The sequence below is a fragment of the Halomonas sp. PBN3 genome, assembly GCF_000475415.1.
Classification (GTDB): Bacteria; Pseudomonadota; Gammaproteobacteria; order Pseudomonadales; family Halomonadaceae; genus Halomonas; species Halomonas shengliensis.
This window is the reverse complement of record NZ_AXCA01000148.1, coordinates 1-25690: the sequence shown is the minus strand read 5'-3', so window position 1 is coordinate 25690 and position 25690 is coordinate 1. Positions and strand designations below refer to the sequence as shown.

Genomic DNA, 25690 nt, shown 5'->3' with positions numbered 1-25690 from the left:
CAACACCTCGTTCAGGGGATCAGGAGCGGGCGCGGGCCACCTCGGGCGCCACGTCCTCGCGGCCGGTGACGGCCACCAGCCGACGGCTCAGCCAGGCCAGCAGCACGCCGTAGAGAGGCAGGAAGAAGAGCAGGCTGATGACCAGCTTGCAGACGTAGTCCACCGCGGCGATCTCCAGCCAGTTGGCCGCCATGAACGGGTCGGGGCTGCGATGGAAGGCGATGGAGAAGAAGGCGAAGGTGTCGGCCAGGTTGCCGACCACCGTGGAGAGCGCCGGCGCTACCCACCAGGCGCGCAGGCGGCGCAGGCGATCGAAGACGTGGACGTCGAGCAGCTGCCCCAGCACGTAGGCCATGAAGCTGGCCACGGCGATGCGGGCGACGAACAGGTTCCACTCCCCCAGCGCCTCCAGCCCGGCGAAGCTGCCACGGGGAAAGATCACCGAGACGGCGTAGGAGATCACCAGCGCCGGCAGCATCACCCGCATGATGATGGCCCGCGCCGGCTCCTTGCCGAACAGGCGCACGGTCAGGTCGGTGGCCAGGAAGATGAACGGGAAGCTGAAGGCACCCCAGGTGGTATGGAAGCCGAACAGGGTAAAGGGTAGCTGCACCAGATAGTTGCTGGCGGCGATGATGGCGATATGGAAGGTGATGAGCAGCGCCAGGCAGCGGCGATACTGTAGCGGGGAGAGCACGAACATCTCGGATCCTTTTTTGCGGGAGGGGTGAGGGAACCCTCTTGAACGTCGGGGCCGGCGGTCGCCGGCGCGGCGCATTATACGGGCTCGACCGCCGACTGGCCATGCGCCCTGCCCCGCAAACGCGCCGCGCCGCCCCCAAGGGCGGCGCGGCGTGAGGCAGACGGCAGGCAGGCTCAGACCTGGCGGGCCTCGTGGGCGGCCCCCACCTCGCGTGCCTTCATGGCGTCGTGGACCTCCTCCAGGCTCGCCGGGTCATCGATGGTAGAGGGGATCCCGAACTCCTTGCCGTCGGCGATGTTGCGCAGCAGCTTGCGCAGGATCTTGCCGGAACGGGTCTTGGGCAGGCGGTCCACCACCAGCACCTGCTTGAAGCAGGCGATGGGGCCGATCTTGTCCCGCACCAGCGCGATCAGCTCCTCCTCGAGCTCCACCTCGCGGCCGTCGAAGCCATCCTTGGGGATCACCAGGCCGACCGGCAGCTGTCCCTTGAGGGCGTCGTGGATGCCGATCACCGCGCACTCGGCCACCGCCGGGTGGGCCCCCACGACCTCCTCCATCTCGCCGGTGGAGAGACGGTGGCCGGCCACGTTGATGACATCATCGGTGCGACCCATGATGAACAGGTAGCCATCCTCGTCGATATAGCCGCCGTCACCGGTCAGGTAGTAGCCCGGGAAGGCCGCCATGTAGGCCGCATGGAAGCGCTGAGGATCGCCCCACACGCCCACCAGGCAGCCGGGCGGCATGGGCTGCTTGATCACCACGCTGCCCTGCTCCATGGGGCCCATCGGTTCACCCTCGCGGTCAAGGATCTGCACGTCGAAGCCAGGCACCGGCACGGTGGCGCTGCCCGCCTTGGTGGGCATCGGCTCCAGGCCGTGCAGGTTGGCGGCGATCGGCCAGCCGGTCTCGGTCTGCCACCAGTGGTCGATCACCGGCACCTCGAGCAGGTCATCCAGCCAGTGGAAGGTCGGCGGGTCCAGCCGCTCGCCGGCCAGGAACAGCGCCTTGAGGCTGGAGATGTCGTAGTTCGCCAGGTGCTTGCCGTCCGGATCCTCCTTCTTGATCGCGCGGAAGGCGGTGGGGGCGGTGAAGAAGCTCTTGACCCGATACTCCTCGATCAGGCGCCAGAAGGCGCCGGCATCCGGGGTCTTGACCGGCTTGCCCTCGTAGACCACCGAGGTGGCCCCGCGCAGCAACGGCGCATAGACGATGTAGGAGTGGCCCACCACCCAACCAACGTCGGAGGCGGAGAAGAACACCTCGCCGGGGTCGACGTCGTAGATCACGTCCATGGAGTAGGCCAGCGCCACCGCATAGCCGCCGGTGTCGCGCACCACGCCCTTGGGCTTGCCGGTGGTACCGGAGGTGTAGAGCACATAGAGGGGATCGGTCCCCTTGACCGGCACACAGTCGGCAGGCTCGGCCTTGGCGACGAGGGTGGCCCAGTCGTGGTCCCGCGCACCCAGCTCGGCGACATGCTGCTCGCGCTGGAACACCACGCAGGCATCCGGCTTATGGGCACTCTGCTCGATGGCGGCATCGACGATCGGCTTGTAGGGCAGCACCTTGTTGACCTCGACGCCGCAGGAGGCGGCGACCACCACCTTGGGCGTGGCGTCCTCGATACGCACCGCCAGCTCATGGGGGGCGAAGCCGCCGAACACCACGGAGTGCACGGCCCCCAGGCGGGCACAGGCGTACATGGCCACCAGCGCCTCGGGCACCATGGGCATGTAGATCACCACCCGGTCGCCCTTCTCCACACCGAGGTCGCGCAGCGCGCCGGCGAAACTCGCCACCTGGTCGCGCATCTCGCGGAAGGTCAGGGTGCGCTTGCTGTCGGTGACCGGGGAGTCCCAGTAGAGAGCCGGCTGGTCGCCGCGTCCCTGCTCGACATGGTGGTCGAGGGCGGCGTGGGCGATGTTGAGCTCGCCGTCGGCGAACCAGCGGGCATGGTTGGCCTCGTCGTACTCGAGGATGCGCTCGGGCGCCTTGAACCAGGGGATGCGCCGGGCCTGCTCGGCCCAGAACGCCTCGGGATGGTCGATGGAACGGCGGAATTCGTCGGTATAGCGGCTCATGGGGTTCCTGTCGCGGTCCGGTGACGAGTGATTGTTGACACTGTAAAGCACCGCTGCCGAGTTACCCTCATACGATAGGCTAATTTGCGACGAAAGGCGCAAGGCTTGTAGCGTTATTGTCAACAACCAGGACGAGGAAGCACGCCGAAAGACGCCAAATCAACGCACACGGCAACGCGGGCCTGGGCTATGCTTGAGGAAACCACAATATACGGGCAGGCGAACGCGTCCGCCCGACACCACCGTCAGCGCGGGGAGGGCCCATGCACACGCCGAGCAGCGAGGCAGCACGACTCATCGAGGGGGGCGGCGCCATCGACCGCGCCACCGCCCTGCTCAAGGCCATGGCCAACGACAACCGGCTGCGAATCCTGTGCCTGCTCGACGACGGCGAGATGTCCGTCACCGAGCTCAATGGCCACCTGGCGCTGAGCCAGTCAGCCCTTTCCCAGCACCTGGCCATCCTGCGCCGGGAGGAGCTGGTCACTACCCGCCGCGCCTCCCAGACCATCTACTACTCGTTGCAGGGCGAGAGTGCCCGCCGCATCATCGCCACCCTGGTGGAGCTCGGCCTGGCCCAGGGCTGACCGCCCTGCCCTCCTAGCGCTTCAGCCAGCGGCTGGCATCCAACGCCTCGGCACCACGCAACAGGGCGCGCTCCACCCCGGCCGCGACCGCCAGACTGAGGCGCTCCCCCAGTCGCCGCGGCGGCTCTAGCCGCACCCGTATCACCCGCGTCGACGCCATGCGTTCCACCAGGTAGGCCTCGCTGGTGCCCAGGGCATCGATCAGCCCCTTCTCCAGCGCCTCGCTGCCATACCAGATCTCGCCGGTGGCGACCGCCTCCATGTCCAGCCCCGGGCGACGCTCGGCGACGTGGCGCTTGAAGAGCTCGTGGGTGCGCTCGAGGTCCTCGACGAACTTCTCGCGCCCCTCCTCGGTGTTCTCGCCCAGCACCGTCAGGGTGCGCTTGTAGCGGCCGGCAGTGAGCACGTCCACATCGATGTCGTGGCGCTTGAGCAGGCGATGGACATTGGGCACCTGGGCGACCACACCGATGGAACCCAGCACGGCGAGCGGCGCGGCGCGCACGCTGTCCGCGCCGCAGGCCATCAGGTAGCCGCCGCTGGCGGCCACCTTGTCGACGCAGACGGTGGTGGTGAGCCCCGCCTCGCGCAGGCGATCCAGCTCGGCGGCGGCGAGGCCGTAGGCATGCACTAGGCCGCCGGCGGACTCCAGGCGCACCACCACCTCATCGCCGGGCTCGGCGGCGGAGATCACCGCCGAGACCTCCTCGGCGAAGCGCCCGGTGCCGCTGGCCCTGATGTCACCATGGAAGTCCAGCAGCCACAGGGTGGCGGGACGCGCCTCGCCCTCATCGCCGTCGCCCCCTGCCTTTCCCGACCGGCCCTTGCCGGCCTTGGTCTGGCGCTTGTCCTCGCGACGAAACGCCTTGGCAAGCCGCTTGCGTGCACCGGGTTCGCTGGCCGCCAAGCGCAGGCGGCGGGTGCGGGCGCCCCGCCGGCGGTTGAGCTCCTCGACCTTGAGTCGCGCCTCGTCACCGCCCTCGCCGCGCAGCCGGGCCGCCACCACGACAGCGAGCCCGACGATCACCGCCAGGCTCAGCAGCTGCGCCAGGAACATGCCGAAATCCGAAAGCCACTCACCCATCTTGCCTCCTCACAGGTCTCGTCGGCCGGCCACCGCTGGGCGTGGCGCCGGCCCGCTTGATTGAAACAGTTGTTTGAAATACCCTCGCGCTCTCACCCGTCCCATCAGGAGCCCCGCACCATGAGCCAGTCCACCCTCGACACCCTGGTCGCCCGCTTCGACCCCCAGGCCGCCAGCGGCATGGACGAGGTCTTCCAGTTCCACTTCGATGACGCCGCCAGCCACTACCTAGTGATCCGGGACGGCGAGCTCGCCGTCGAGGAGGGGGAGCACGAGGATCCCTCCGTCAGCCTGAGTATGAGCACCGATACCCTCAAGGGGCTGATGAGCGGCGAGGTCAACGGCATGACCGCCTTCATGACCGGCAAGCTCAAGGCCACCGGCAACGTCATGCTGGCTACCCAGCTGACCCGCCTCTTCCCGGAAGGCTGAGGCCGCGGCAGGCGGGGCACCTTGCCCCGCCCGCCGGCTAGCGTGCCGCCACCTCGGCCAGGTGGGTCTCGATCAGCGCCCGCGAGATGGAGTAGAGCGGCGGCAGCGCCGGCAGCCGGTGCGGGGAGAACCAGGCGGCATCGACGATCTCCTCGCCATCGATGCGGATCCGGCGGCTGGCCGCCTCGGCGAAGAAACCCAGCATCAGCGAGTGGGGGAAGGGCCAGGGCTGGCTGCGGAAGTAGCGGATACGCCCCACGGCGAGACCGACCTCCTCGAAGATCTCCCGACGCACCGCCTCTTCGGCGCTCTCCCCCGGCTCGATGAAGCCGGCCAGGGTCGAGTAGCGCCCCGGCGGGAAGCGCGGGCTGCGCGCCAGCAGCAGGGCATCGCCGTGGGTCACCAGGGTGATGATGCACGGCGAGATGCGCGGGTAGTTGCGATGCCCGCAGGCATGGCAATGCATGGCGAACTCGGCGTCGAGACGCTCCGCCGGGGCACCACAGCGCCCGCAGAAGCGGTGGTCGCGCAGCCAGGCACCGACCTGGAGCGCCGTCGAGACCAGCGGGAAGTGTGACTCGGGCAGGCGGGCGAGCCAATCGCTTCCGGCCGGCCAGTCATCGCCGGCGCGCTCCTCCAGGCTGAGCGCCACCGGCTCCTCGTGCCAGTAGGCCAGCGGCTGCATCGCCGCCGTCCAGGGCATCGCCGGCTGCAACACCCCGCCATCCGGCGCCGGGACGATGCGCCCCTCGGCCAGGCGAATCACGCGCCCCGTCGGGTGCTCCAGCGGCAGGTCACGTCGCAGCATCAGTGGGGAATCCCCTCGACGCCATCCCACAGGCACTCCCCCGCCGACTCGCGGATCCGCGCCAGCTTCTGGCGATGGGCATCGAGCTCCGCCTCGCTCGGGGCGGTGACGGCCAGCCGGCCGGGCTCAAGCGCCACCGGGCGGCGCTGGATGCCACGCGCCCCGCCGCCCTCGCTGGCGGCGCCGGGATCGAGCAGCAGCGCGGTCTGGCCACCGGTCATCGCCAGGTAGACGTCGGCGAGGATCTCGGCGTCGAGCAGCGCGCCGTGCAGCACGCGGTGGCCATTGTCGATCTCGTAGCGCTTGCACAGGGCGTCAAGGCTGTTGCGCTGGCCGGGATGCTTATCCCGGGCCAGCTGCAGGGTATCCAGGATGCGGCAGTGCTCGGCCACCGGCCCCAACGTGGGCTCGCCGCGGACGCGGTTGAGCCTGGTCAGCTCGTGGTCGATGAAGCCGACGTCGAAGGGGGCGTTGTGGATCACCAGCTCCGCCCCCTCGATGAAGGCCCAGAAGGCGTCGGCCACCTCGGCGAACACCGGCTCGTCGGCGACGCGCTCGTTGGTGATGCCGTGGACCGAGATCGCCTCCTCCTCGATGGGGCGCTCGGGATTGATGTACTGGTGATAGCTGCGCCCGGTCAGGCGCCGATTGACCATCTCCACCGCGCCGATCTCGATCAGGCGATGGCCCTCGCGGGGGTCGATGCCGGTAGTCTCGGTGTCGAGAACGATCTGGCGCATGCGCCCTCCTTATACAGTGTGTTCCGGCGCGGTGCCGTGCTGGTGGGTCGTGGCCGCCGAAGCCAGGCGAAGGATCGACGCGCGCTCGCCGGGGTCGGCGTGACTCAACCTCTCGCTTCCTTCTCCGCCGACGGGCTCTCACGACGAACGGCCCGACCGGGCTCCAGGCGCGTGGCGCCCAGCGACGGCCCGCCCAGCGGGGCAGCGAAGCGCAGCCGGCTGCCCTGGCGCTGGGCCAGCTGTGGGCGCCGGCAGGCCTGGATCATGTAGCTGTCACCCAGCGCCAGGTTGTGGCGACGTCCCAGGGTCTCCAGCAGCGCATTGCCGGGCGGCCGGCCGGGCAGGTGAAAGCCGCAGTAGTCTACCCGCTCGATCTCGAAGTCGACAAACGCCAGCCAGTCGCGCAGGCGACGCGGCGAGCGCCACTGGCCGGCCCACGGCAGTCGCCGTCGCCGCGCCGGCGAGAGCCGCGCGAGGCCGCCCGCGGAGAACGGCATCCAGCCGAACAGGATCAGCTTGCCGGTGTCGGCGGTAACCCGTGCCGCCTCCTGGAGCAGGTGATGGGGGTCGGGCGCCACCTCCAGCAGGTGATGCACCACCACCAGGCTGAGGCAGCCATCGGGGAGCGGCAACGCCTCGGGGACGCAGACCAGGGTCGAGGGGCCCGTGGCCAGCTCGCGGGTCGGCGCCCATGCCAGGTGATGACGCACCGGGCACATGTCCTCCAGCAGGCCAGCGTAGCCGAGCTCCAGGCTGTGGGCGCCGAACAGCCGCTCACAGGCGGGCCCCAGGCAAGCCCGCTCGGCATGGCGCAAGGCCTGTCCCTCCGGCGTGGACCAGAAGCGACGCCCCTCGCGAACCAGGGCGGCCAGGCGCTGGGCGCTGGTCTCGGTTGACATGCCTCTCCCGTCTCTTCATATTGGGCGGATTTTGCGAACCGTTCATGCCCACTCAGGACAGCCGCCCATGTTGAGCGTGACACCGATTCCCGCGTTTAGCGACAACTATATCTGGCTTCTGCGCCAGGACACGAGCCCCGAGGTCTGCGTGGTCGATCCCGGCGACGCCACCCCGGTCATCGAGTTGCTGGAGCGCGAAGGACTCACGCTTGCGAGCGTGCTGATCACCCACCACCACCCGGATCACACCGGGGGCCTGGGCGAGCTGGTCAAGCGCTACTCGCCCCGGGTGATCGGCCCCGACAACGACGCCATCGAGGGTATCGACACCCCGGTGGCAGAGGGCGACGAGGTTCGCGTCATGGGGCGGCTGTTCGAGGTGATCGCGGTGCCGGGGCATACCTTGGACCATATCGCCTTCTTCACCGCGGGCATCCCCCCGCTGCTGTTCGGCGGCGACAGCCTGTTCAGCGCCGGCTGCGGCCGGCTGTTCGAGGGCACCCCGGCGCAGATGCATGCCTCGCTCGGCAAGCTCGCCGCCCTCCCGGACGACACCCTGGTGTTCGCCGCCCATGAATACACCCTGGCCAACCTGCGCTTCGCCCAGGCGGCCGACCCCCACAACCCGGACGTGGCCCAGGCCATGGCGGAGTGCCAGCGCGCCAGGGAGCTCGAGCGCCCCACGCTGCCCACCTCCCTGGCCCGCGAGAAACGCATCAACCCCTTCCTGCGCGTGGCGGATGCCGGCGTGCGCCAGGCCGCCTCGGCCCATGGCGACGTCGACAGCGACGAGGCGACCTTCGCCACCCTGCGCGCCTGGAAGGACACCTTCTGAACTCGATCCCTGGACGCCACCGGCCGTCCGGCCACGCCGGAGGGCCACCACGCGCCATGGAGGAACACGACCGGATGACCTACCACACCACCCGCCGCAGGCTATTCGCCTTCGCCAGCAGCGCCGCGCTACTTGGCGCCTTGATGAGCGCCGGCATGCAGAGCCAGGCCTCCACCCTGGAGCGCCGCGCCACCGCCGGCATCGAGGCCCGCCAGGTGGCCCAGCCCTCCCCCTACGGGCTGGCTCGCCACTTCTGGGATGCCCTGGCGCTGGAGCCCCGTGACGCCTGGAGCCGGCTCAGAAGCCGCCTCGAGTGGCAGGACGGCATCGACAGGCCCCGGGTGCAGGCGTGGATCGACCACTACCGCCAGGCGCCCCACAACATCGCCGAGATCACCGAGCGCGCCCGTCCCTGGCTTGCCTGGATCATCGAAAAGGTCGAGGAGCGCGGTCTGCCGGGCGAGATCGCCCTGATCCCCTTCGTCGAAAGCTCCTTCGACCCGGGTGCTCGCTCCCACCGCGGCGCCGCCGGCCTGTGGCAGTTCATGCCGCGCACCGGTGACGCCCTGGGCCTCTCTCGCCAACGCGGCTACGACGGTCGCCTGGACGTGGTGGCCTCCACCAACGCCGCCCTGGACTACATCGAGGGACAGGCGGAGCAGTGGTACGACGGCGACATCCAGCTCTCCCTGGCGGCCTACAACGCCGGCGCGGGCACCGTGAACCGGGCGCGCCGCCAGGCGCTGGCCGAGGGCAAGAGCGGCGACTACTGGAGCCTCTCGCTGCCCGACGAGACCATGGACTACGTGCCCAAGCTCAAGGCGATCGCCGCCATCATCGCCAACCCTGACGAGTACCAGGTCGCCCTGCCCGAGATCGAGGACGCCCCGGCCTTCGCCAAGGTCCCGGTCCGCCAGCCGCTGCGCCTCGACGAGGCGGCCCGCCTGGCGGGCGTGCCCCACCAGACGCTGGCCGAGCTCAACCCCGCCGCCACCGGCGGCGTGGTACCGCCGGGCCGCGGCCGCGTGCTGCTGGTGCCCACCGAGCGCGCTGATGAGCTCATGGCCCGCCTGGAGGCGCCCGCCTCCGCCGGGACCGGCGACGACCGCTACGTGGTACGCCGGGGCGATACCCTGGCCGCCATCGCCGCCCGCCAGGGGGTGAGCGTCGACGAGATCCGCCAGGCCAACGGCCTCTCCGGCAGCCTGATCCGCCCCGGCCAGAGCCTGGCGCTGCCGACCCGCAGCCTCGCCTCCCGGTGAGGCGAGGCCTGGCGTGGGTCGGCGGTGGGTCTTGTCTTTCTCGCTCACCGCTGACACCTTAGGAGCGGCGCCGGCAAGGGCCGGCGTCGATGTCGACACGGGATGTCAAGGATGCCACGACCGACACGCCGGCTCGCCGCCGTCACCCTCCTCTTGCTCAGCCTGATGACGCCGCTTGCCGGCGCCCAGCTGCCGGACGCCTCGCCTCCCAGGGAGGCGGTGCCCACGGTGCACGGCCTGGCGCTCTACGGCGAGCCGGCGCTGCCGGAGGGGTTCCCCCACTTCCCCTACGTCAACCCCGAGGCGCCTGCCGGCGGCACCCTGACTCAGGCCGCGGTAGGCGGCAGTTTCGACTCCACCAACCCCTTCATCATCCGCGGCACCCCCGCCGCCGATGTCTCGCAGATCTACGACACCCTGCTAGCCGGCAATCCCGACGAGCCCTTCTCGCTCTACGGCCTGCTCGCCGAGGGCATCCGCCTGGATCCCGGGCGTGAATGGGTGGAGTTCGACCTGCGCCCCCAGGCACGCTTCCAGGATGGCGAACCGGTGACGGCCGAGGACGTGGTGTTCAGCTTCGAGTTGCTCACCGAGCAGGGCAACCCCTTCTATGGCGCCTACTACGCCGACGTGGAGGCGGTGACCGCACTGGATGCCGATACCGTGCGCTTCGACTTCGCCTCGACCCACTCCCGGGAGCTGCCCTTGATCGTCGGTCAGTTGCCGGTGCTGCCGAAGCACTACTGGGAAGACCGCGACTTCACCTCGCCGACCCTCGAGGCCCACCCCGGTTCCGGTCCCTACCGCATCGCCGAGGTCGACCCGGGGCGGCGCATCGTCTATGAGCGTGACCCCGACTACTGGGGGCGTGACCTGCCGGTGAACCGCGGTCGCCACAACATCGACCGCCTGGTCTATGACTACTACCGGGACCGCGACATCGCCTGGGAGGCCTTCAAGGCGGGCCAGCTGGACTTCCGCATCGACGCGCGGGCCGCCACCTGGGCGATCGGTTACGACTTCCCTGCCTTCGAGGAGGGCCTGGTGAGGAAGGTCACGGTGCCGGACGGCCAACCGGCTCGTATGCAGGCCTTCGTCTTCAACCTGCGCAAGGACAAGTTCCAGGACCGGCGCGTGCGCGAGGCCTTGGCGCTGACCTTCGATTTCCCCTGGCTCAACGCCAATATCTTCTACGACGCCTACCGCCGCACCGAGAGCTTCTTCCAGAACTCCGAGATGGCCGCCGAGGGGCTACCCAGCGACGCCGAACTCGAGGTGCTGGCCCCCTGGCGAGACCAGCTCCCCGAGGCGGTCTTCACCGAACCGGTCCCTCTGAAGCAGCCTGACGCCCTGCGCGAGCGACTGCGCCGGGCCCTCGCACTGCTGCGCGAGGCGGGTTACCGGGTCGACGATGGACGCCTGGTGGACGGCGAGACGGGCGAGCCGCTGACCCTCGAGGTGCTGCTCTACGACACCGGCCTGGAGCGGGTGGTCCAGCCGATGCTGCGTAACATGGCGCGCCTCGGCATCCAGGGGCGCATCCGCATCGTCGACATCAACCAGTACCTCAACCGCCTGCGCGACTTCGACTTCGACATGGTGATCGGCCAGTTCCCCCAGTCCAACAACCCCGGCAACGAGCAGCGCGAGTTCTGGACCGGCGACTTCGCTGAGGTGCCCCAGAGCCGCAACCTCATGGGGCTCGACCACCCGGCGGTGGACGACCTGGTGGCCCAACTGATCCGGGCCGACAGCCGCGAGGAGCTCAACACCCTGGCCCGGGCGCTGGACCGCGTCCTGCTGCACCTGCACATCGTCATCCCCCACTATCATTCCGGGGAGACGCGTATTGCGGTATGGGACAAGTTCGGCTGGCCCGAGCCAGGCCCCGCCTACGGCATGGACATGGCCGCCTGGTGGGTCGACCCCGAGCGGGCGGCCTTCATCGAACGTCGCCAGCACGGAGGCCCCTAAGCCATGGGTCGCTATGTCCTGCGTCGCTTGCTGCTGATGATCCCCACCCTGCTAGGGATCATGCTGCTCAACTTCATCATCGTGCAGGCCGCCCCGGGGGGGCCCATCGACCAGATGTTGGCCCGCTTCCAGGGGGCCGACGCCATGGCCAGCACCCGTCTGGATACCGGCGGCGGCGAGGTGGTGGTGCAGAACGATTCGCGCGGTGCCCGCGGCATCGACCCGCGCTTCATCGAACAGCTCGAGGCGCAGTTCGGTTTCGACCAGCCGGCCCACGAGCGCTTCCTGGGCATGCTGGCCGACTACGCCACCTTCGACTTCGGCACGAGCTTCTTCCGCGACCGGCCGGTGATCGATCTGATGATCGAGCGCCTGCCGGTATCGATATCGCTGGGGCTCTGGACCACCCTGCTGGTCTACCTGATCTCCATCCCGCTGGGGATTCACAAGGCGCTGACCCACGGCTCGCGCTTCGATGTCTGGACCTCGGGGCTGGTGATCGTCGGCTACGCCATCCCCGGCTTCCTCTTCGCCATCCTGCTGGTGGTGCTGTTCGCCGGCGGCAGCTACTGGGACCTTTTCCCCTTGCGCGGGCTCACCTCGCCCAACTTCGATGACCTCTCCACCTGGGGCAAGGTCAAGGACTACGCCTGGCACATCACCCTGCCGGTGATCGCCATGACCATCGGCAGCTTCGCCACCCTGACCATGCTGACCAAGAACAGCTTCCTCGACGAGATCCACAAGCAGTACGTGCTCACCGCTCGTGCCAAGGGCGCCAGCGACCGGCGCGTGCTCTACGGCCACGTCTTTCGCAACGCCATGCTGATCATCATCGCCGGCCTGCCCGGGGCGCTGGTGTCGATCTTCTTCACCGGCTCGCTGCTGATCGAGGTGATCTTCTCCCTGGAGGGGCTCGGGCTGCTCGGCTTCGAGGCGGTGATGCAGCGCGACTACCCGGTGATCTTCGGCACCCTCTTCCTCTATACCCTGATCGGGCTGCTGCTCAAGCTGGTCTCCGATCTGACCTATGTGTGGGTCGACCCGCGCATCGACTTCGAGACACGGGAGTCCTGAGCCGATGGCCCTATCGTTCGCCTGCCTGGCCGGGCGCGTCTCGCCCATCACCCGCCGCCGCCTGCGGGTCTTTCGCGCCAACCGCCGCGCCTGGGTGTCGCTGTGGCTGTTCACCGCGCTGTTCGTGGTGAGCCTCGCCGCCGAGCTGATCGCCAACGACAAGCCACTGGTGATGCAGTACCAGGGCGAGTGGTACGTGCCGCTGTTGGTCGACTACCCGGAGACCGAGTTCGGCGGCTTCCTGCCCACCACCGCCGACTACCACGACCCCTTCGTCCAGGCGCAGATCGCCGAGCACGGCTGGGCGCTGTGGCCACCGGTGCCCTTCTCCTACCAGACCCTGGACATGCAGATGATGCGGCCCTCGCCGGCACCGCCGGATGGCCGCCACTGGCTGGGCACCGATGACCAGGGGCGCGACGTGCTGGCGCGGGTGATCTACGGCTTTCGCCTCTCGGTGGTGTTTGCCCTGGTGCTCACCGCGGGCTCGCTGGCCCTGGGGGTGCTGGTGGGCGGCATCCAGGGCTACTTCGGCGGCAAGACCGACCTGATCGGCCAGCGCCTGACCGAGATCTGGCAGGGGCTGCCGGTGCTCTTCCTGCTGATCATCCTGGCCAGCTTCGTGCAGCCGGGCTTCTGGTGGCTGCTGGGCATCATGCTGCTGTTCTCCTGGCTGGGCCTGATCGACGTGGTACGCGCCGAGTTCCTGCGCGCCCGCAACCTGGAGTACGTGCGCGCCGCCCGGGCCATGGGGCTGCCCCCGCGGCTGATCATGTGGCGTCATGTGCTGCCCAACGCCATGGTCGCCACCCTGACCTTCATCCCCTTCCTGTTCACCGGCGCCATCACCACCCTCACCGCCCTGGACTTCCTGGGCTTCGGCCTGCCCCCGGGCTCGCCGTCGCTGGGGGAGCTGGTGGCCCAGGGCAAGAACAACCTGCACGCCCCCTGGCTCGGCATCACCGCTTTCGTCAGCCTGTCGCTGATGCTCTCGCTGCTGGTGTTCATCGGCGAGGGGCTGCGCGACGCCTTCGACCCGCGCCATATCCAGCACGCCGCGCCGGCCCCGGAACCACACAGGAGTCCCGCCGATGCCTGACCTGCTGCGCCTGGAGGAGTTCTCCGTCGCCTTCGATGGCGTCAGCGTGGTGGACCGCCTCTCGCTCAGGGTGGGACGCGGCGAGACCCTGGCGCTGGTGGGCGAATCCGGCTCCGGCAAGTCGGTCACCGCCCTGGGGGCCATGGACCTGCTGCCGGGCAACGCCGGCGTCAGCGGCGGCCGCTTCCTGGGCGACACCGACCTCTCGCGCCTCAAGGGCCGGGAGTGGCAGGGGCTGCGCGGTGGCCGGGTCGGCTTCGTGTTCCAGGAACCGATGACCTCGCTCAACCCGCTGCACACCGTGGGCAAGCAGATCGGCGAGACCCTGCGCCTGCACCAAGGCCTCGCCGGCCGGGCGGCGCGGGCCCGGGTCATCGAGTTGCTGGCCCAGGTGAAGCTGCCGCGCCCCGAGGAGCTCGCCGACGCCTGGCCCCACCAGCTCTCCGGGGGACAGCGCCAGCGGGTGATGATCGCCATGGCCATCGCCAACGACCCCGCCCTGCTGATCGCCGACGAGCCCACCACGGCGCTGGACGTCACCGTGCAGCAGGAGATCCTCGCCCTGCTCGCCGAGCTGCGCGATCGCCACGGCATGGGCATGCTCTTCATCACCCACGACCTCAACCTGGTGCGCCGCCACGCCGATCGCGTCTGCGTGCTCTACCAGGGCCGCGAGCAGGAGAGCGGCCCCGTGGCACGGGTCTTCGACGCCCCGCAGAGCGCCTACACCCGCACCCTGCTGGCGGCCGAGCCCGAGGGGCGCCCCGCCCCGGTGAGCGCCCCGGCGACGCTGCTTTCCGCCAAGGGGCTCGGCGTGCGCTTCCAGCGTCCCAAGCGGCTGCTGATGAAGCGCCCCCCCGCCTTCGAGGCGGTACGACCGCTGTCGCTGACCCTCGGCCGTGGCGAGACGCTGGGCATCGTCGGCGAGTCCGGCTCCGGCAAGACCACCCTGGCCCAGGCCCTCCTGCGCCTGGTGGAGAGCCGCGGCGAGATCACCCTGGGTGACACCCGCCTCGACACCCTCGGCGGGGCGCCGCTGCGGCGCATGCGCCAGCGCGCCCAGATCGTCTTCCAGGACCCCTTCGGCTCGCTCTCCCCGCGCCTGCCGGTCTCGGAGATCGTCAGCGAGGGGCTGCGTTTCCACCACCCCGAGCTTGGCGAGCCGGAAATCAGGCGGCGGGTCGCCGCTACCCTGCGCGAGGTGGGCCTGCCCGAGGACTGTGCCGGACGCTATCCCCACGAATTCTCCGGCGGCCAGCGCCAGCGCATCGCCGTGGCCCGCGCCATCATCCTCGAACCGGAGCTGCTGGTACTGGATGAACCCACCTCGGCGCTGGACCGCACCGTCCAGAAGCAGCTGGTGGCACTGCTGCGCGACCTCCAGGCCCGGCGCGGGCTCAGCTACCTGTTCATCAGCCACGACCTCGCCGTGGTGCGCGCCATGGCGCATCGCATCCTGGTGCTCAAGGAGGGCGAGGTGGTCGAGGAAGGCGACTGCCTCGAGGTGCTGGCCAGGCCGCGCAGCGACTACACCCGGTCGCTGGTGGCCGCGGCGGGCCTGGCCACTAACGTGGAAGCAGCGCCCATTCGGGGCGGGGACTGAGGCACCAACCCTCGGCTATACTCGGCGCGTCGCCACCTCCCGACGGGTTTCCGAGGCGGCTCCGGCTGCAGCATGGCGGGCTGTCGTTGCCGATGATCACTCTCTCCTGCGGCGTGGCCACCTATCCCTGTCACGCCCGGGAGCCCATCGCCCTGCTGAGGCTCGCCGACAAGGCGCTCTACCAGGCCAAGTACCAGGGACGCGACCGCAGCGCGACCTGGTGCTCGGCGACCTCAGAGGCGCCAATCTCTTGGCGAACGGCCGGAGACCGCTGAGCATATTGCCAGGCAGGAAGTGTGTCCAAATATAGAGGCGACGAGACACCTTCACACTAGTCGTTGAGCCGTCGCTGACTGTCGACATCGAAGAGATGAAGATGCTGGCGGTCCAGCCGCAAGGGCACTCGGGCGCCTCGGTCGTGGCGATGCTTGCCGGGGTGCTTGGCGATCAGCAGCTCGTCATGGCCGGGCACTCTACCGTAGAGCAGTGTATCGGCACCCAGCGGCTCGACAATCTCCACCTCCATCACCAGATCGGCCTCTGCCTCTCCACACGCCTCGAGATGCTCAGGCCGAAACCCCAAGGTCAGCCGGGTTCCCTCTTTCGCATCGCCATGACGCGGCATCTCGACGCTACGATCATCGGCAAACCTCAATCGACCTCCCTCCACGACGGCAGGCACAAAATTCATCCCCGGCGAGCCGAGAAAGGCGGCAACGAAACGCGTGGCAGGCTTCTCATACAGCTCCAATGGGGGCCCCACCTGCTCCACCCTGCCGGCATTCATCACCACCAGCCTGTCCGCCAGCGTCATGGCCTCGACCTGATCATGGGTGACGTAGATGGCGGTGGTTCCGAACTCCCGCTGCAGACGCTTGATCTCGATACGCATCTGCACGCGTAGCTTGGCATCCAGGTTGGAGAGGGGCTCATCGAACAGGAACACCTTGGGATTTCGCACGATGGCACGCCCCATGGCCACCCGCTGGCGCTGTCCACCCGACAGCTGGCCGGGCTTGCGAGAAAGTAGCGACTCTATCTCGAGAACCCTGGCAGTCTTCTCCACCTTCTCGCGTATCTCCGCCTTGGGAAGCCCCTGATTCTTGAGCCCATAGCCCATATTGGCGGCCACCGTCATGTGGGGATAGAGCGCGTAGTTCTGGAACACCATGGCGATATCCCGCTGGGCCGGTTCCAGATCATTGACCCGCACACCATCGATGGAGAGGTCACCCTCGCTGATCGTCTCGAGCCCCGCTACCATGCGCAGGGAAGTCGATTTGCCACAGCCGGAAGGGCCGACCAGCACGATCATCTCACCGTCGGCGATATCGAGATTGAGTCCGTGAATGGCGGTGTGTCCATTGCCGTAGACCTTGCGGATATTCTTCAGTGATACGGTTGCCACGTCACGCCTTCCTCTATTTTTCCTGGTCGACCAGGCCACGTACGAAGAACTTCTGCATGACCAGCACGACCAGCACGGGGGGCAGCATGGCCAGCACGGTGGTGGTCATGATCACGTTCCACGGCACATTGCCCTCGCCGGCGGTCATGAGCCGCTTGATCACCATCACGATGGTGTAATAGTCCTCATCCGTGGTCACCACCAGCGGCCAAAGGTACTGGTTCCACCCATAAATGAAAAGAATCACGAACAGCGCCGCGATGTTGTTGATCGACAGCGGCAACAGGATATCGCGAAAGAACCTCAACGGCCCGGCGCCATCGATACGCGCCGCCTCGGCAAGGGAGTTCGGGATCGACAGGAAGAACTGCCGGAACAGGAAGGTGGCCGTGGCGCTCGCGATCAGGGGAACCGTGAGACCCGCATAACTGTTGAGCATGCCGAGGCTGGCCACGACCTCGTAGGTGGGCAGGATACGCACCTCGACAGGCAGCATCAGCGTGACGAAGATCAACCAGAAGCAGGTACGGCGCAGAGGGAACCGAAAGTAGACGATAGCAAAGGCAGAGAGCATCGAGATCACGATCTTGCCCACCGCAATCACCATTGCCATGATGAAGCTGTTCCACATCATCCAAGACGCCGATACCTCGACCCCCAGCACCTGCTCCTCGTTGGTCAGGACGCGTTCGAAGTTAGCCAGCCCTACGTCGCCGAACCACATCGGCATCAGGTCGGAGACAAAAGCATTGGAAGGGTGTGTCGCCGCCACCAACGCCACCCAGATCGGCAGGCCGATGATCAAGATGCCGGCGATCAATATCGCGTGACGCAGCAGGGTCAGCCCGGGTCGATTCTCTACCATCAGTACTGAACCTTTTTCTCGACAAACTTGAACTGCAGTACCGTCAGGCCGATCACCAGAAGCATCAGGATCACCGACTGTGCCGCGGAACTGCCCATGTCCAGGCCCACGAAACCATCCTCGTAGACCTTGTAGACCAGAGTTCGCGTGGCATTTCCCGGCCCCCCCAGGGTGGTCGCATGGATCACGCCAAAGGTCTCGAAGAAGGCGTAGACCACATTGACCACCAGCAAGAAAAAGGCCACCGGTGACAGCAGCGGAAAGACGATCTGCCAGAAGCGCCGAAAGGGACCGGCACCGTCGATGGCGGCGGCCTCGATGAGTGAGCGAGGAATGGCCTGCATGCCAGCCAGGAAGAAGATGAAATTGTAGCTGATCTGTTTCCATGCCGAGGCGATCACCACCACGGTCATCGCCTCACCACCGTTGACGTAATGGTTCCAGCGATAGCCGAACAGCTCGGTTAAGGCCGCCATGATGCCGATGGAGGGATTGAACATCAGCCACCAGATCACCGCTGCCACCACCGGAGCCACGGCGTAAGGCCAGATCAGTAGCGTCTTGTACCCCGTGGCGCCCTTGATCACCCGGTCGGCCATCGCGGCCAGCAGCAACGCCAGTGCCATCGCGGCCAGTGCCACCAGCCCGCTGAACACGAAGGTCACCCGTACCGAGCTCCAGTATTCGGGATCGCTCAACAGGTAGACGAAGTTATCGAGTCCGACGAAGTCCCGGGAGAACCCGAAGGCGTCCTCGATGAACAGCGATTGATAGATAGCCTGGCCGGCCGGCCAGATGAAGAAGATCAGGGTGATGATCAGCTGCGGCGCGATAAGCACCATCGGCAGAAGCCGGTGCTTGAATACGGCCTGGTCGTGCATGAGCTGCCTCCGTGCGCATCGCCCCGCCGCCTGGCATCAGGCGACGGGGCGCACCAGTCAGGTCAACGGGTCAGCCCCGGTTGGCCTGCTCGAAGCGACGCAGCTGTTCGTTGCCACGCTCGACCGCTCGATCCAGCGCTTCCTGAGCACTGGCCTCACCATTCCACACCGACTCGAGGGACTCGTCGATGATCGCGCGGATCTGGGGGAAGTTGCCCAGCCGCAGACCGCGGGAATTCTCGGTAGGCTCGGTGGCGGTCATCTGCTCGACGGCGGTATCCGTGCCCGGGTTCTCGTCATAAAAGCCGCTGTCTCGGGTCAGGGAAACCGCCGCATGGGTCACCGGGAGGTAACCCGACTGCTGGTGCCAGCTGGCCTGGACCTCAGGCTGCGACAGGTAGCTGAAGAAGGCAGCCACCGCCTCATAGGCGGCCGCATCATGTCCCGCGAGGGTCCACAGGGTGGCGCCACCAATGATGGTGTTCTGCGGGGTGTCAACGACCTCTCCCCAATATGGCAGGGGGCTGACACCGAACTCGAAGTCGGCATTGGCGTTGATGCCCGCGTAACCGGCCGAGGACTCGGTGTACATGGCACACTCCTCGCTATAGAACTTGGACGAGCCTTCGTTGGTTCGCCCGCTATAGCTGAAAATACCCTCTTGCTGCCACTCTCCCAGCGCCTCGACATGCCGACGCTGAAGCTCGCCATTGAAGACAAGCTCGGTGTCCAGCCCGCCGAAGCCATTGGCACGGGTGGCAAACGGTACATCATGGCGCGCGGAAAGATTCTCCAGGTGGATCCAGGACTGCCAGGCCGTGGTGAAGCCGCACTCGACTCCCGACTCCATCAGCTGGCGGGAAAACGACTCGACCTCTTCCCAGGTGCGTGGGCCTCGGTCGGGCAGTCCTGCCGCCGCGAAGGCCGCCTTGTTGTAGTAGAGCACCGGCGTCGAGCTGTTATAGGGAAACGAGAGCATGTCACCGTTCTCGTTGGCGTAATAGCCCACCACACTGGCCAGATAATCGGAGGGGTCGAAGCCATCGGCATGGGTCGCCATCAGCTCGTGGAGCGGATAAACGGCCCCCTCGGCCGCCATCATGGTTGCCGTACCCACCTCGTAGACCTGCACGATGGCCGGCTGTGTCCCGGAGCGAAACGCGGCGATCGCGCCGGTCATGGTCTCGTTGTAGTTGCCGCGATAGCTGGCATTGACGTGATAGTCATCCTGAGAGGCATTGAAATCGCTGACGATGGCTTCGGTCATCTCGCCCAGCGCGCCACCCATGGCATGCCAGAACTCGATCTCGGTCTCGGCGAAAGCGGGAGTCGCCGCCAGGGCACCCATCATCACGGGAAGTAGCTTCTTGGTCGACATCAAACACCTGTTGTCCAGTGGGGATCATGATCAGCCATCCTGGCATCACGCCACAGGCGGCTGGCGGGTCCATCAAACATACTTAATGTGACCAAGCCGTGACAGAAAGGCAACTCCTCGCCAGGAGATTCATCAACACTGGTGGCCTTTCCTTTCAGAAAGCGGCCACCTCCTCGGCGGTCAGCTCCCGCCACTCCCCTTCGGGCAGCTCGCCCAGCGACAGGGGGCCGATGGACTCGCGATGCAGGGCGACCACGTGATGGCCGATGGCGGCGAACATGCGCTTCACCTGGTGGTACTTGCCCTCATAGAGGACGAGCTCGGCGACCTCGGGGGCACGCATGGCGAGCTCGGCCGGGCGGGTCGGCTTCTCCTCGCCATCAAGCAGGAGCCCCTCGGCGAAGCGGGCGATGGCGTCCTCGAGGGCGGCGCCTTCCAGCGGGTCGGCCAGGGTGACCCGGTAGACCTTGCCGCAACGGTGCCTGGGCGAGGTGACGCGATGGGACCACTGGCCGTCATCGCTAAGCAGCACCAGGCCGGTGGTGTCGACGTCCAGGCGCCCCACCGGCTGCAGGCGTTCCACCTTGGGCAGCGCGATCAGGTCGATGGCGCGCGGATAGAGGGTCCGGCGCGCCGTGCACTCCACCCCGGCCGGCTTGTACAGCATCACGTAGCGCAGGCCGACCAGCGCCAGCGGCTGGCCGTTCCAGGTCACCTTATGGGAGGCGTCCACCTGGGTGGCGGGGTTTTTCACCACCTCGCCGTCGACGCTCACCTCGCCGCGGTGCAGCGCCTTCTTGGCCAGGCTACGGGTCAGGTCGGTGGTCTCGGCGAGGAAACGGTCCAGGCGCATCAGCTGCCCACCCCATCGGCGAGGCCGAAGTGGTCGGCATCACGCCAGGCGGGAAACTTCTCCCGAAAGCGCTGGAGCTCCTCCAGCGACAGGGTGCCGGTCTTGACGAAGGGGGTGCCTTCGGCTTCGTCGATCAGCGCCTCCCCCCTGGCATCCACCAGCATGGAGTCACCGGCATAGGGCAGTCCCTTGGCGTCCTCGCCGACACGGTTCACGCCGATCACCGGGCACAGGTTCTCGATGGCCCGCGCCTGCAGCAGGACCCGCCAGGGGTGGCGACGCGGGGCCGGCCAGTTGGCCACACACAGCAGGGCATCGTACTCGAAGTGCTCGCCCTCGCCGGGCTGCTGGCGCAGCCACACCGGGAAGCGCAGGTCATAGCAGACGCTGAGCAGGATCCGAAATCCCTTGAGCTCGACGATGACCCGTTCGTGGCCCATGGCGTAGCGCTCGTGCTCGCCCGCCATGCGAAACAGGTGACGCTTGTCGTAGGTGGCGATGGAGCCATCGGGACGTGCCCACACCAGGCGGTTGAAGTAGTCGCCGTGCTCGACGATCGCCACGCTGCCGGTGACCACGCAGCCGCGCTGCCAGGCCTGCTCGCGCAGCCAGGCCACGGTGCGGCTCTCCTCCATGGGCTCGGCCATCTCCCGGGAGTTCATGGTGAAGCCGGTGGCGAACATCTCCGGCAGCACGATCAGGTCGGTGTCGTTGCCCCCCAGATCGCCCAGGGTCTCCTCCAGCATCCGGCAGTTGGCGGCTGGGTCCTCCCAGCGCAGGTCGCACTGCACCAGGGTCGTTCTGAGCTCGCTCATGGCGGCCTCTCTCGTCGTCGTGGCTGTTGCCGCCCAGACTACCCGACAGCACGAACACCGTCAGCCGGAACCATGGCCCGGCGGCAAATAGGCTGCTAAGTTACTCGCTGTTTCGCTGACGAGAGCCACGATGCCCACCACGCCCAACGCCGCCGACAAGGAAGCCCGCCAGGGCGTCATCTTCGGGCTGGCCGCCTACACCATGTGGGGCTGCTTCCCGCTGTTCTTCGCCCTCTTCGAGGGGGTGCCCGCCTTCGAGATCCTGATCCACCGGGTGCTTTGGTCCTGCCTCTTCCTGGTGGGCCTGGTCACCCTGCTCGGGCGCTGGGCGCCGATCCGCGAGGCCCTCGGCCAGCCGCGGCGGCTGGGGCGGGTGCTGGGCTGTGCACTGCTGATCGCCTTCAACTGGGGGCTCTATATCTACTCGGTGGAGACCCGCCATGTGCTCCAGGCGAGCCTCGGCTACTTCATGACCCCGCTGGTCAACGTGGCGCTGGGGATGCTGGTGCTGCGCGAGACCATGCACCGCCTGCAGGCGGTGGCGGTGGGGCTCGCGGCGCTGGCGATCGCCCTGCAGCTGGTGATGCTCGGCGAGCTGCCCTGGATCAGCCTGGCGCTGGCCTTCACGTTCGGTACCTATGGCCTGCTGCGCAAGCAGGTGCCCCTGGATGGCCTCTCGGGGCTCTTCGTGGAGACCCTGCTGCTGCTGCCGCTGGGGCTGATTACCCTGGGGTGGCTGACCCAGGCCGAACTCTCGCACTTTCTGGGTGACACGCGCACCACCCTGCTGCTGATCGCCAGCGGGGTGATCACCGCCCTGCCGCTGCTCGCCTTCGCCGGAGCTGCCCGGCGCCTGCGCCTGGCGACCCTGGGGTTTTTGATGTACCTCAACCCCACCATCCAGTTCTTCATCGCCCTGCTGGTGTTCGGCGAGCCGCTCTCCGGCGTGCAGCTGGCCACCTTCGTGCTGATCTGGGCGGGCCTCGCCCTCTATTCCTGGTCGGCATGGCAAAGCCGGCCACGGGAGACCCCGCAGCCGGCCGGGAAGTAGCGGGAACCGGGGCCGCAAGCGGCCCCGAGACGTCTCAGGCCTGGCTCGCCGCCAGCGCCTGGTCGAGGTCGGCGATGATATCGTCGACGTGCTCGATGCCGATGGAGAGACGCACCATGTCCGCGGTCACGCCCGCCTTGACCAGCTCCTCGTCGTTGAGCTGGCGGTGGGTAGTGGCCGCCGGGATCGACGAGCAGGTCTTGGCGTCACCGATGTTGACCAGCCGCAGGATCATGCCCAGGGCATCGTAGAAACGCGCCCCTGCCTCGCGGCCGCCCTGGATGCCGAAGCTCAGGATGCCGGAGGCGCGACCCTCCATGTACTTTTTGGCCAGGGCGTGGTCCTTGTGGGACTCGAGGCCGGCGTACTGGACCCAGGTCACGGCGTCGTGGCCCTGCAGGTACTCGGCGATGCGCTGGGTGTTGTCACAGATGCGCTCGATGCGCAGCGACAGGGTCTCCAGGCCCTGCAGCAGCTGCCATGCCGCCTGGGCGGAGAGCGCGGCCCCCATGTTGCGCAGCGGCACCACCCGGGCACGACCGATGAAGGCCGCCTCGCCCAGGTCCCGGGTATAGCAGACACCGTGGTAGGAGACATCCGGCTCGTTGAGCAAAGGGAAGCGCTCGGCATGCTCGGCCCAGGGGAACTTGCCGGAGTCGACGATCACCCCGCCCACGGTGGTGCCGTGGCCGCCGATGTACTTGGTGGCGGAGTGGATGACGATGTCGGCCCCATGCTCGATGGGCCGCCACAGGAAGGGGGTCGGTACGGTGTTGTCGACGATCACCGGCACGCCATGGCGATGCGCCACCTCGGCCAGCGCCTCCATGTCCACCACGCTACCGGAGGGGTTGCCCACGCTCTCGCAGAACACCGCCTTGGTGCGTGAGTCGATCAGTCCCTCGAGGCCGGCTATGTCGTCCTTGTCGGCGAAGCGCACCTCGATGCCCTGGCGCGGCAGGGTGTGGGCGAAGAGGTTATAGGTGCCGCCGTAGAGCTCGCTGATGGAGACGATGTTGTCGCCCGCCTCGGCGATGGTCTGGATGGCGTAGGTGATCGCCGCCATGCCGGAGGCCACCGCCAGCCCGGCGATACCGCCCTCCAGGGCCGCCACGCGCTGCTCCAGTACCGCGCAGGTCGGGTTCATGATCCGCGAGTAGATGTTGCCCTCGACCTTGAGGTCGAAGAGGTCGGCGGCGTGCTGGGCGCTGTCGAAGGAGAAGGAGGTGGTCTGGTGGATCGGCACCGCCACCGCGTGCTGGTCGTCGGGGGCATAGCCGTGATGGAGGGCGATGGTTTCGCGTTGCATGGCGTGTCCTTGCGTGTCGTGAGGGTGTTGTCGGTATCATTCGATGCTAACCAACACTGAACGCAAGCACTACTATCGTTTGACGGGCATCGCCTGCAACACTAGGGTAGTAATAGGTATCACCTAGTGACAGGAAGCGATAATGGCAACATCACTCAAGATCGACGACGCATTGAAGGATCGCGTCAAACAGCTCGCCAGTCAGCGGCGGCGCTCGTCGCACTGGATCATGCTCGAAGCCATCCAGCAGTACGTCGAGCGCGAGGAAGCCCGCGAGAGCTTCAAGCAGGAGGCCCTGGCGTCCTGGGAGGCCTATCAGGAAACCGGCCGGCACCTGACCGGCCAGGAAGTTCGCTCCTGGTTGAGCACCTGGGGCACCGAAGATGAAAAGGCGAAGCCTGAGTGCCACAAGTAATCGTTACCGAAGGCGCCGTCGAAGGCCTGGAGCGATGCCGGCGATTCCTCATCACCAAGTCCAGGGAAGCCGCGCGTCGGGCCGGGCAGGCCATTGAACAGCACTTCCTGCTACTGGAGTCAGCCCCCGACGTTGGCCGGCCGCTCGATGAGATTCCCGAACTTCGTGAACTGGTGATTCCCTTCGGAGACTCCGGCTACGTGGCTCTTTACCGCTACGAGCCAGCCGCTGAGGCGGTGCATGTCTTGGCATTCCGGCATCAGAAAGAGGCTGGATATCGATGAGCCTCCCCGGCCTTTTCGCATAGGACGCCTGGCACGCCGCGCTACTTCATTACCCCTCCAACTCGATCAGGCAATGGATGCTCAAGCGCTACCTGCCGGTACTCACCTGGCTGCCCCACTACAATCGCCGCCTGCTGGGGGCGGACTTGCTGGCCGGCGTGATCGTGACCGTGATGGTGATCCCCCAGTCGTTGGCCTATGCGCTGCTGGCCGGGCTGCCCGCCGTGGTGGGGCTCTATGCCAGCCTGCTGCCGGCGGTGCTCTATGCCATCCTCGGCACCAGTCGCACCCTAGCGATCGGCCCGGTGGCGATCATCGCGCTGATGACCGGGGCCACGCTCTCCAGCGTGGCCCCCCCCGGCAGCGCCGCCTACCTCGAGGCGGCGCTGGTGCTTTCGCTGCTCTCCGGCGCGATGCTGGTGGCCATGGGCCTGCTGCGCCTGGGCTTCTTCGCCAACTTCCTGAGCCACCCGGTGATCGCCGGCTTCCTCTCCTCCTCGGCGGTGCTGATCGCCATCAGCCAGTCGGCCCACCTGGCGGGCATCGACGCCGGGGGCTACAACGCCCTGGACCTGATCGCAAGCCTGGTCGGCAACCTCTCCCAGTTTCACTGGCCGACGCTGGCCATGGGACTCGGCACCCTGCTTTTCCTGGTACTTTCCCGACGCCATGGGGTGCGACTCTTTACGCGACTGGGCCTTACCACCGGCACCGCGTCGCTGATCGCCCGGGGCGCGCCGGTGCTGGCGGTGGTCGCTACCACCCTGCTGAGCTGGCAGTTAGGCCTTGCCGAGCTGGGCGTGGCGGTGGTCGGCGACATCCCCGCCGGCCTGCCGCCGCTCACCCTGCCGACACCTGAGCTCTCTATATGGAAGGCGCTGCTGATTCCGGCACTGCTGATCAGCGTGGTGGGCTTCGTGGAGTCGATCTCCATGGCCCAGATGCTCGCCGCCCGGCGCCGCCAGCGCATCTCCCCTAACCAGGAGCTGGTGGGCCTCGGGGGCGCCAACCTGGCGGCCGCCTTCACCGCCGGCATGCCGGTGACCGGCGGGCTCTCGCGCACCGTGATCAACGACGAGGCCGGTGCCCAAACGCCACTGGCCGGGCTCTTCGCCGCCCTCGGCATCGGCGGGGTGACGCTGGCCTTCACCCCCTTGCTGCACCACCTGCCCATCGCCACCCTGGCGGCCACCATCACCGTGGCGATCCTGACCCTGGTGGACATCCCGCTGATCCGCCAGACC

At 67.6% G+C, this 25690-nt stretch carries 26 protein-coding genes; 13 read left to right on the top strand and 13 right to left on the bottom strand.

What is annotated here, in order from left to right; all coding sequences use genetic code 11:
• Positions 1-19: 19 nt before the first annotated feature.
• Positions 20-703: a 7-cyano-7-deazaguanine/7-aminomethyl-7-deazaguanine transporter gene (locus Q673_RS25145; protein WP_023005442.1), complete on the bottom strand. Its 684-nt coding sequence runs from the start codon at positions 701-703 to the stop codon at positions 20-22.
• A gap of 173 nt (positions 704-876) precedes the next feature.
• Positions 877-2787: a propionyl-CoA synthetase gene (locus tag Q673_RS25140; RefSeq protein ID WP_023005441.1), complete on the bottom strand. Its 1911-nt coding sequence runs from the start codon at positions 2785-2787 to the stop codon at positions 877-879.
• A 263-nt stretch (positions 2788-3050) separates the two neighbouring features.
• Here Q673_RS25140 and Q673_RS25135 point away from each other — a divergent pair, with 263 nt between their 5' ends.
• Positions 3051-3374, top strand: coding sequence for an ArsR/SmtB family transcription factor (locus Q673_RS25135; RefSeq protein WP_023005440.1), 324 nt, complete (start codon positions 3051-3053; stop codon positions 3372-3374).
• A 13-nt stretch (positions 3375-3387) separates the two neighbouring features.
• Here the strand turns inward: Q673_RS25135 and sohB are convergent, their stop codons facing one another.
• Positions 3388-4458, bottom strand: coding sequence for a protease SohB (gene sohB, locus Q673_RS25130; RefSeq protein WP_023005439.1), 1071 nt, complete (start codon positions 4456-4458; stop codon positions 3388-3390).
• A 120-nt stretch (positions 4459-4578) separates the two neighbouring features.
• Between sohB and Q673_RS25125 the strand changes: the two genes are divergently transcribed.
• Positions 4579-4890, top strand: coding sequence for an SCP2 sterol-binding domain-containing protein (locus tag Q673_RS25125; RefSeq protein WP_023005438.1), 312 nt, complete (start codon positions 4579-4581; stop codon positions 4888-4890).
• Between the two features lie 37 nt (positions 4891-4927).
• On the opposite strand, the gene nudC is transcribed toward Q673_RS25125, so the two are convergent.
• From nudC to Q673_RS25110, 3 genes are all read right to left on the bottom strand, one after another.
• Positions 4928-5698 (bottom strand): NAD(+) diphosphatase, encoded by a 771-nt coding sequence (gene nudC / locus Q673_RS25120; RefSeq protein ID WP_023005437.1) that lies wholly within the window; start codon positions 5696-5698, stop codon positions 4928-4930.
• A complete protein-coding gene (gene dnaQ, locus Q673_RS25115; RefSeq protein WP_023005436.1) occupies positions 5698-6438 on the bottom strand; it encodes a DNA polymerase III subunit epsilon in 741 nt (246 codons plus the stop codon). The genes nudC and dnaQ overlap by 1 nt, the downstream gene beginning before the upstream one ends.
• Positions 6439-6542: 104 nt before the next feature.
• Positions 6543-7337 (bottom strand): methyltransferase domain-containing protein, encoded by a 795-nt coding sequence (locus Q673_RS25110; protein WP_023005435.1) that lies wholly within the window; start codon positions 7335-7337, stop codon positions 6543-6545.
• A gap of 67 nt (positions 7338-7404) precedes the next feature.
• On the opposite strand from Q673_RS25110, the gene gloB reads away from it, so the two are divergent.
• From gloB to Q673_RS35950, 7 genes are all read left to right on the top strand, one after another.
• Positions 7405-8172, top strand: a complete 768-nt coding sequence (gene gloB / locus Q673_RS25105) for a hydroxyacylglutathione hydrolase (protein ID WP_023005434.1) — start codon at positions 7405-7407, stop codon at positions 8170-8172.
• A gap of 74 nt (positions 8173-8246) precedes the next feature.
• Entirely contained in the window at positions 8247-9434 is a 1188-nt protein-coding gene (locus Q673_RS25100; protein ID WP_023005433.1) for a transglycosylase SLT domain-containing protein, read from the top strand.
• A 111-nt stretch (positions 9435-9545) separates the two neighbouring features.
• Positions 9546-11408: an extracellular solute-binding protein gene (locus Q673_RS25095; protein ID WP_023005432.1), complete on the top strand. Its 1863-nt coding sequence runs from the start codon at positions 9546-9548 to the stop codon at positions 11406-11408.
• A gap of 3 nt (positions 11409-11411) precedes the next feature.
• Entirely contained in the window at positions 11412-12485 is a 1074-nt protein-coding gene (locus Q673_RS25090) for a microcin C ABC transporter permease YejB (protein ID WP_023005431.1), read from the top strand.
• A 4-nt stretch (positions 12486-12489) separates the two neighbouring features.
• Positions 12490-13584, top strand: a complete 1095-nt coding sequence (locus Q673_RS25085) for an ABC transporter permease (RefSeq protein WP_023005430.1) — start codon at positions 12490-12492, stop codon at positions 13582-13584.
• Entirely contained in the window at positions 13577-15187 is a 1611-nt protein-coding gene (locus Q673_RS25080; protein ID WP_023005429.1) for an ABC transporter ATP-binding protein, read from the top strand. The genes Q673_RS25085 and Q673_RS25080 overlap by 8 nt, the downstream gene beginning before the upstream one ends.
• Positions 15188-15279: 92 nt before the next feature.
• Entirely contained in the window at positions 15280-15462 is a 183-nt protein-coding gene (locus Q673_RS35950; protein WP_081711999.1) for a diguanylate cyclase domain-containing protein, read from the top strand.
• Between the two features lie 56 nt (positions 15463-15518).
• On the opposite strand, the gene Q673_RS25075 is transcribed toward Q673_RS35950, so the two are convergent.
• The 6 genes from Q673_RS25075 to Q673_RS25050 all read right to left on the bottom strand — a co-directional run bounded on the left by Q673_RS25075 (position 15519) and on the right by Q673_RS25050 (position 21387).
• A complete protein-coding gene (locus tag Q673_RS25075; RefSeq protein WP_023005428.1) occupies positions 15519-16595 on the bottom strand; it encodes a sn-glycerol-3-phosphate import ATP-binding protein UgpC in 1077 nt (358 codons plus the stop codon).
• A gap of 13 nt (positions 16596-16608) precedes the next feature.
• Entirely contained in the window at positions 16609-17460 is an 852-nt protein-coding gene (ugpE, locus tag Q673_RS25070; protein ID WP_023005427.1) for a sn-glycerol-3-phosphate ABC transporter permease UgpE, read from the bottom strand.
• A complete protein-coding gene (gene ugpA, locus Q673_RS25065; protein WP_023005426.1) occupies positions 17460-18341 on the bottom strand; it encodes a sn-glycerol-3-phosphate ABC transporter permease UgpA in 882 nt (293 codons plus the stop codon). Before ugpA ends, ugpE begins: the two co-directional genes overlap by 1 nt.
• Before the next feature lie 70 nt (positions 18342-18411).
• Positions 18412-19719: a sn-glycerol-3-phosphate ABC transporter substrate-binding protein UgpB gene (gene ugpB / locus Q673_RS25060; protein WP_023005425.1), complete on the bottom strand. Its 1308-nt coding sequence runs from the start codon at positions 19717-19719 to the stop codon at positions 18412-18414.
• Between the two features lie 154 nt (positions 19720-19873).
• Positions 19874-20572, bottom strand: a complete 699-nt coding sequence (locus Q673_RS25055) for a pseudouridine synthase (RefSeq protein WP_023005424.1) — start codon at positions 20570-20572, stop codon at positions 19874-19876.
• Complete coding sequence (locus Q673_RS25050; RefSeq protein ID WP_023005423.1) at positions 20572-21387, bottom strand: amidohydrolase; 816 nt, start codon at positions 21385-21387, stop codon at positions 20572-20574. The genes Q673_RS25055 and Q673_RS25050 overlap by 1 nt, the downstream gene beginning before the upstream one ends.
• Positions 21388-21517: 130 nt before the next feature.
• Between Q673_RS25050 and rarD the strand changes: the two genes are divergently transcribed.
• On the top strand, positions 21518-22438 hold the full coding sequence (gene rarD / locus Q673_RS25045) for an EamA family transporter RarD (RefSeq protein WP_023005422.1): 921 nt from the start codon (positions 21518-21520) through the stop codon (positions 22436-22438).
• Positions 22439-22472: 34 nt separating this feature from the next.
• On the opposite strand, the gene Q673_RS25040 is transcribed toward rarD, so the two are convergent.
• Complete coding sequence (locus Q673_RS25040) at positions 22473-23747, bottom strand: O-acetylhomoserine aminocarboxypropyltransferase/cysteine synthase family protein (RefSeq protein WP_023005421.1); 1275 nt, start codon at positions 23745-23747, stop codon at positions 22473-22475.
• A gap of 142 nt (positions 23748-23889) precedes the next feature.
• On the opposite strand from Q673_RS25040, the gene Q673_RS25035 reads away from it, so the two are divergent.
• The 3 genes from Q673_RS25035 to Q673_RS25030 all read left to right on the top strand — a co-directional run.
• Positions 23890-24162, top strand: a complete 273-nt coding sequence (locus tag Q673_RS25035) for a CopG family ribbon-helix-helix protein (protein ID WP_023005420.1) — start codon at positions 23890-23892, stop codon at positions 24160-24162.
• Complete coding sequence (locus tag Q673_RS35945; protein WP_081711998.1) at positions 24150-24446, top strand: type II toxin-antitoxin system RelE/ParE family toxin; 297 nt, start codon at positions 24150-24152, stop codon at positions 24444-24446. The genes Q673_RS25035 and Q673_RS35945 overlap by 13 nt, the downstream gene beginning before the upstream one ends.
• 77 nt (positions 24447-24523) lie before the next feature.
• The coding region (locus Q673_RS25030) for a SulP family inorganic anion transporter (RefSeq protein WP_023005419.1) at positions 24524-25690 on the top strand (1167 nt) is incomplete at its 3' end.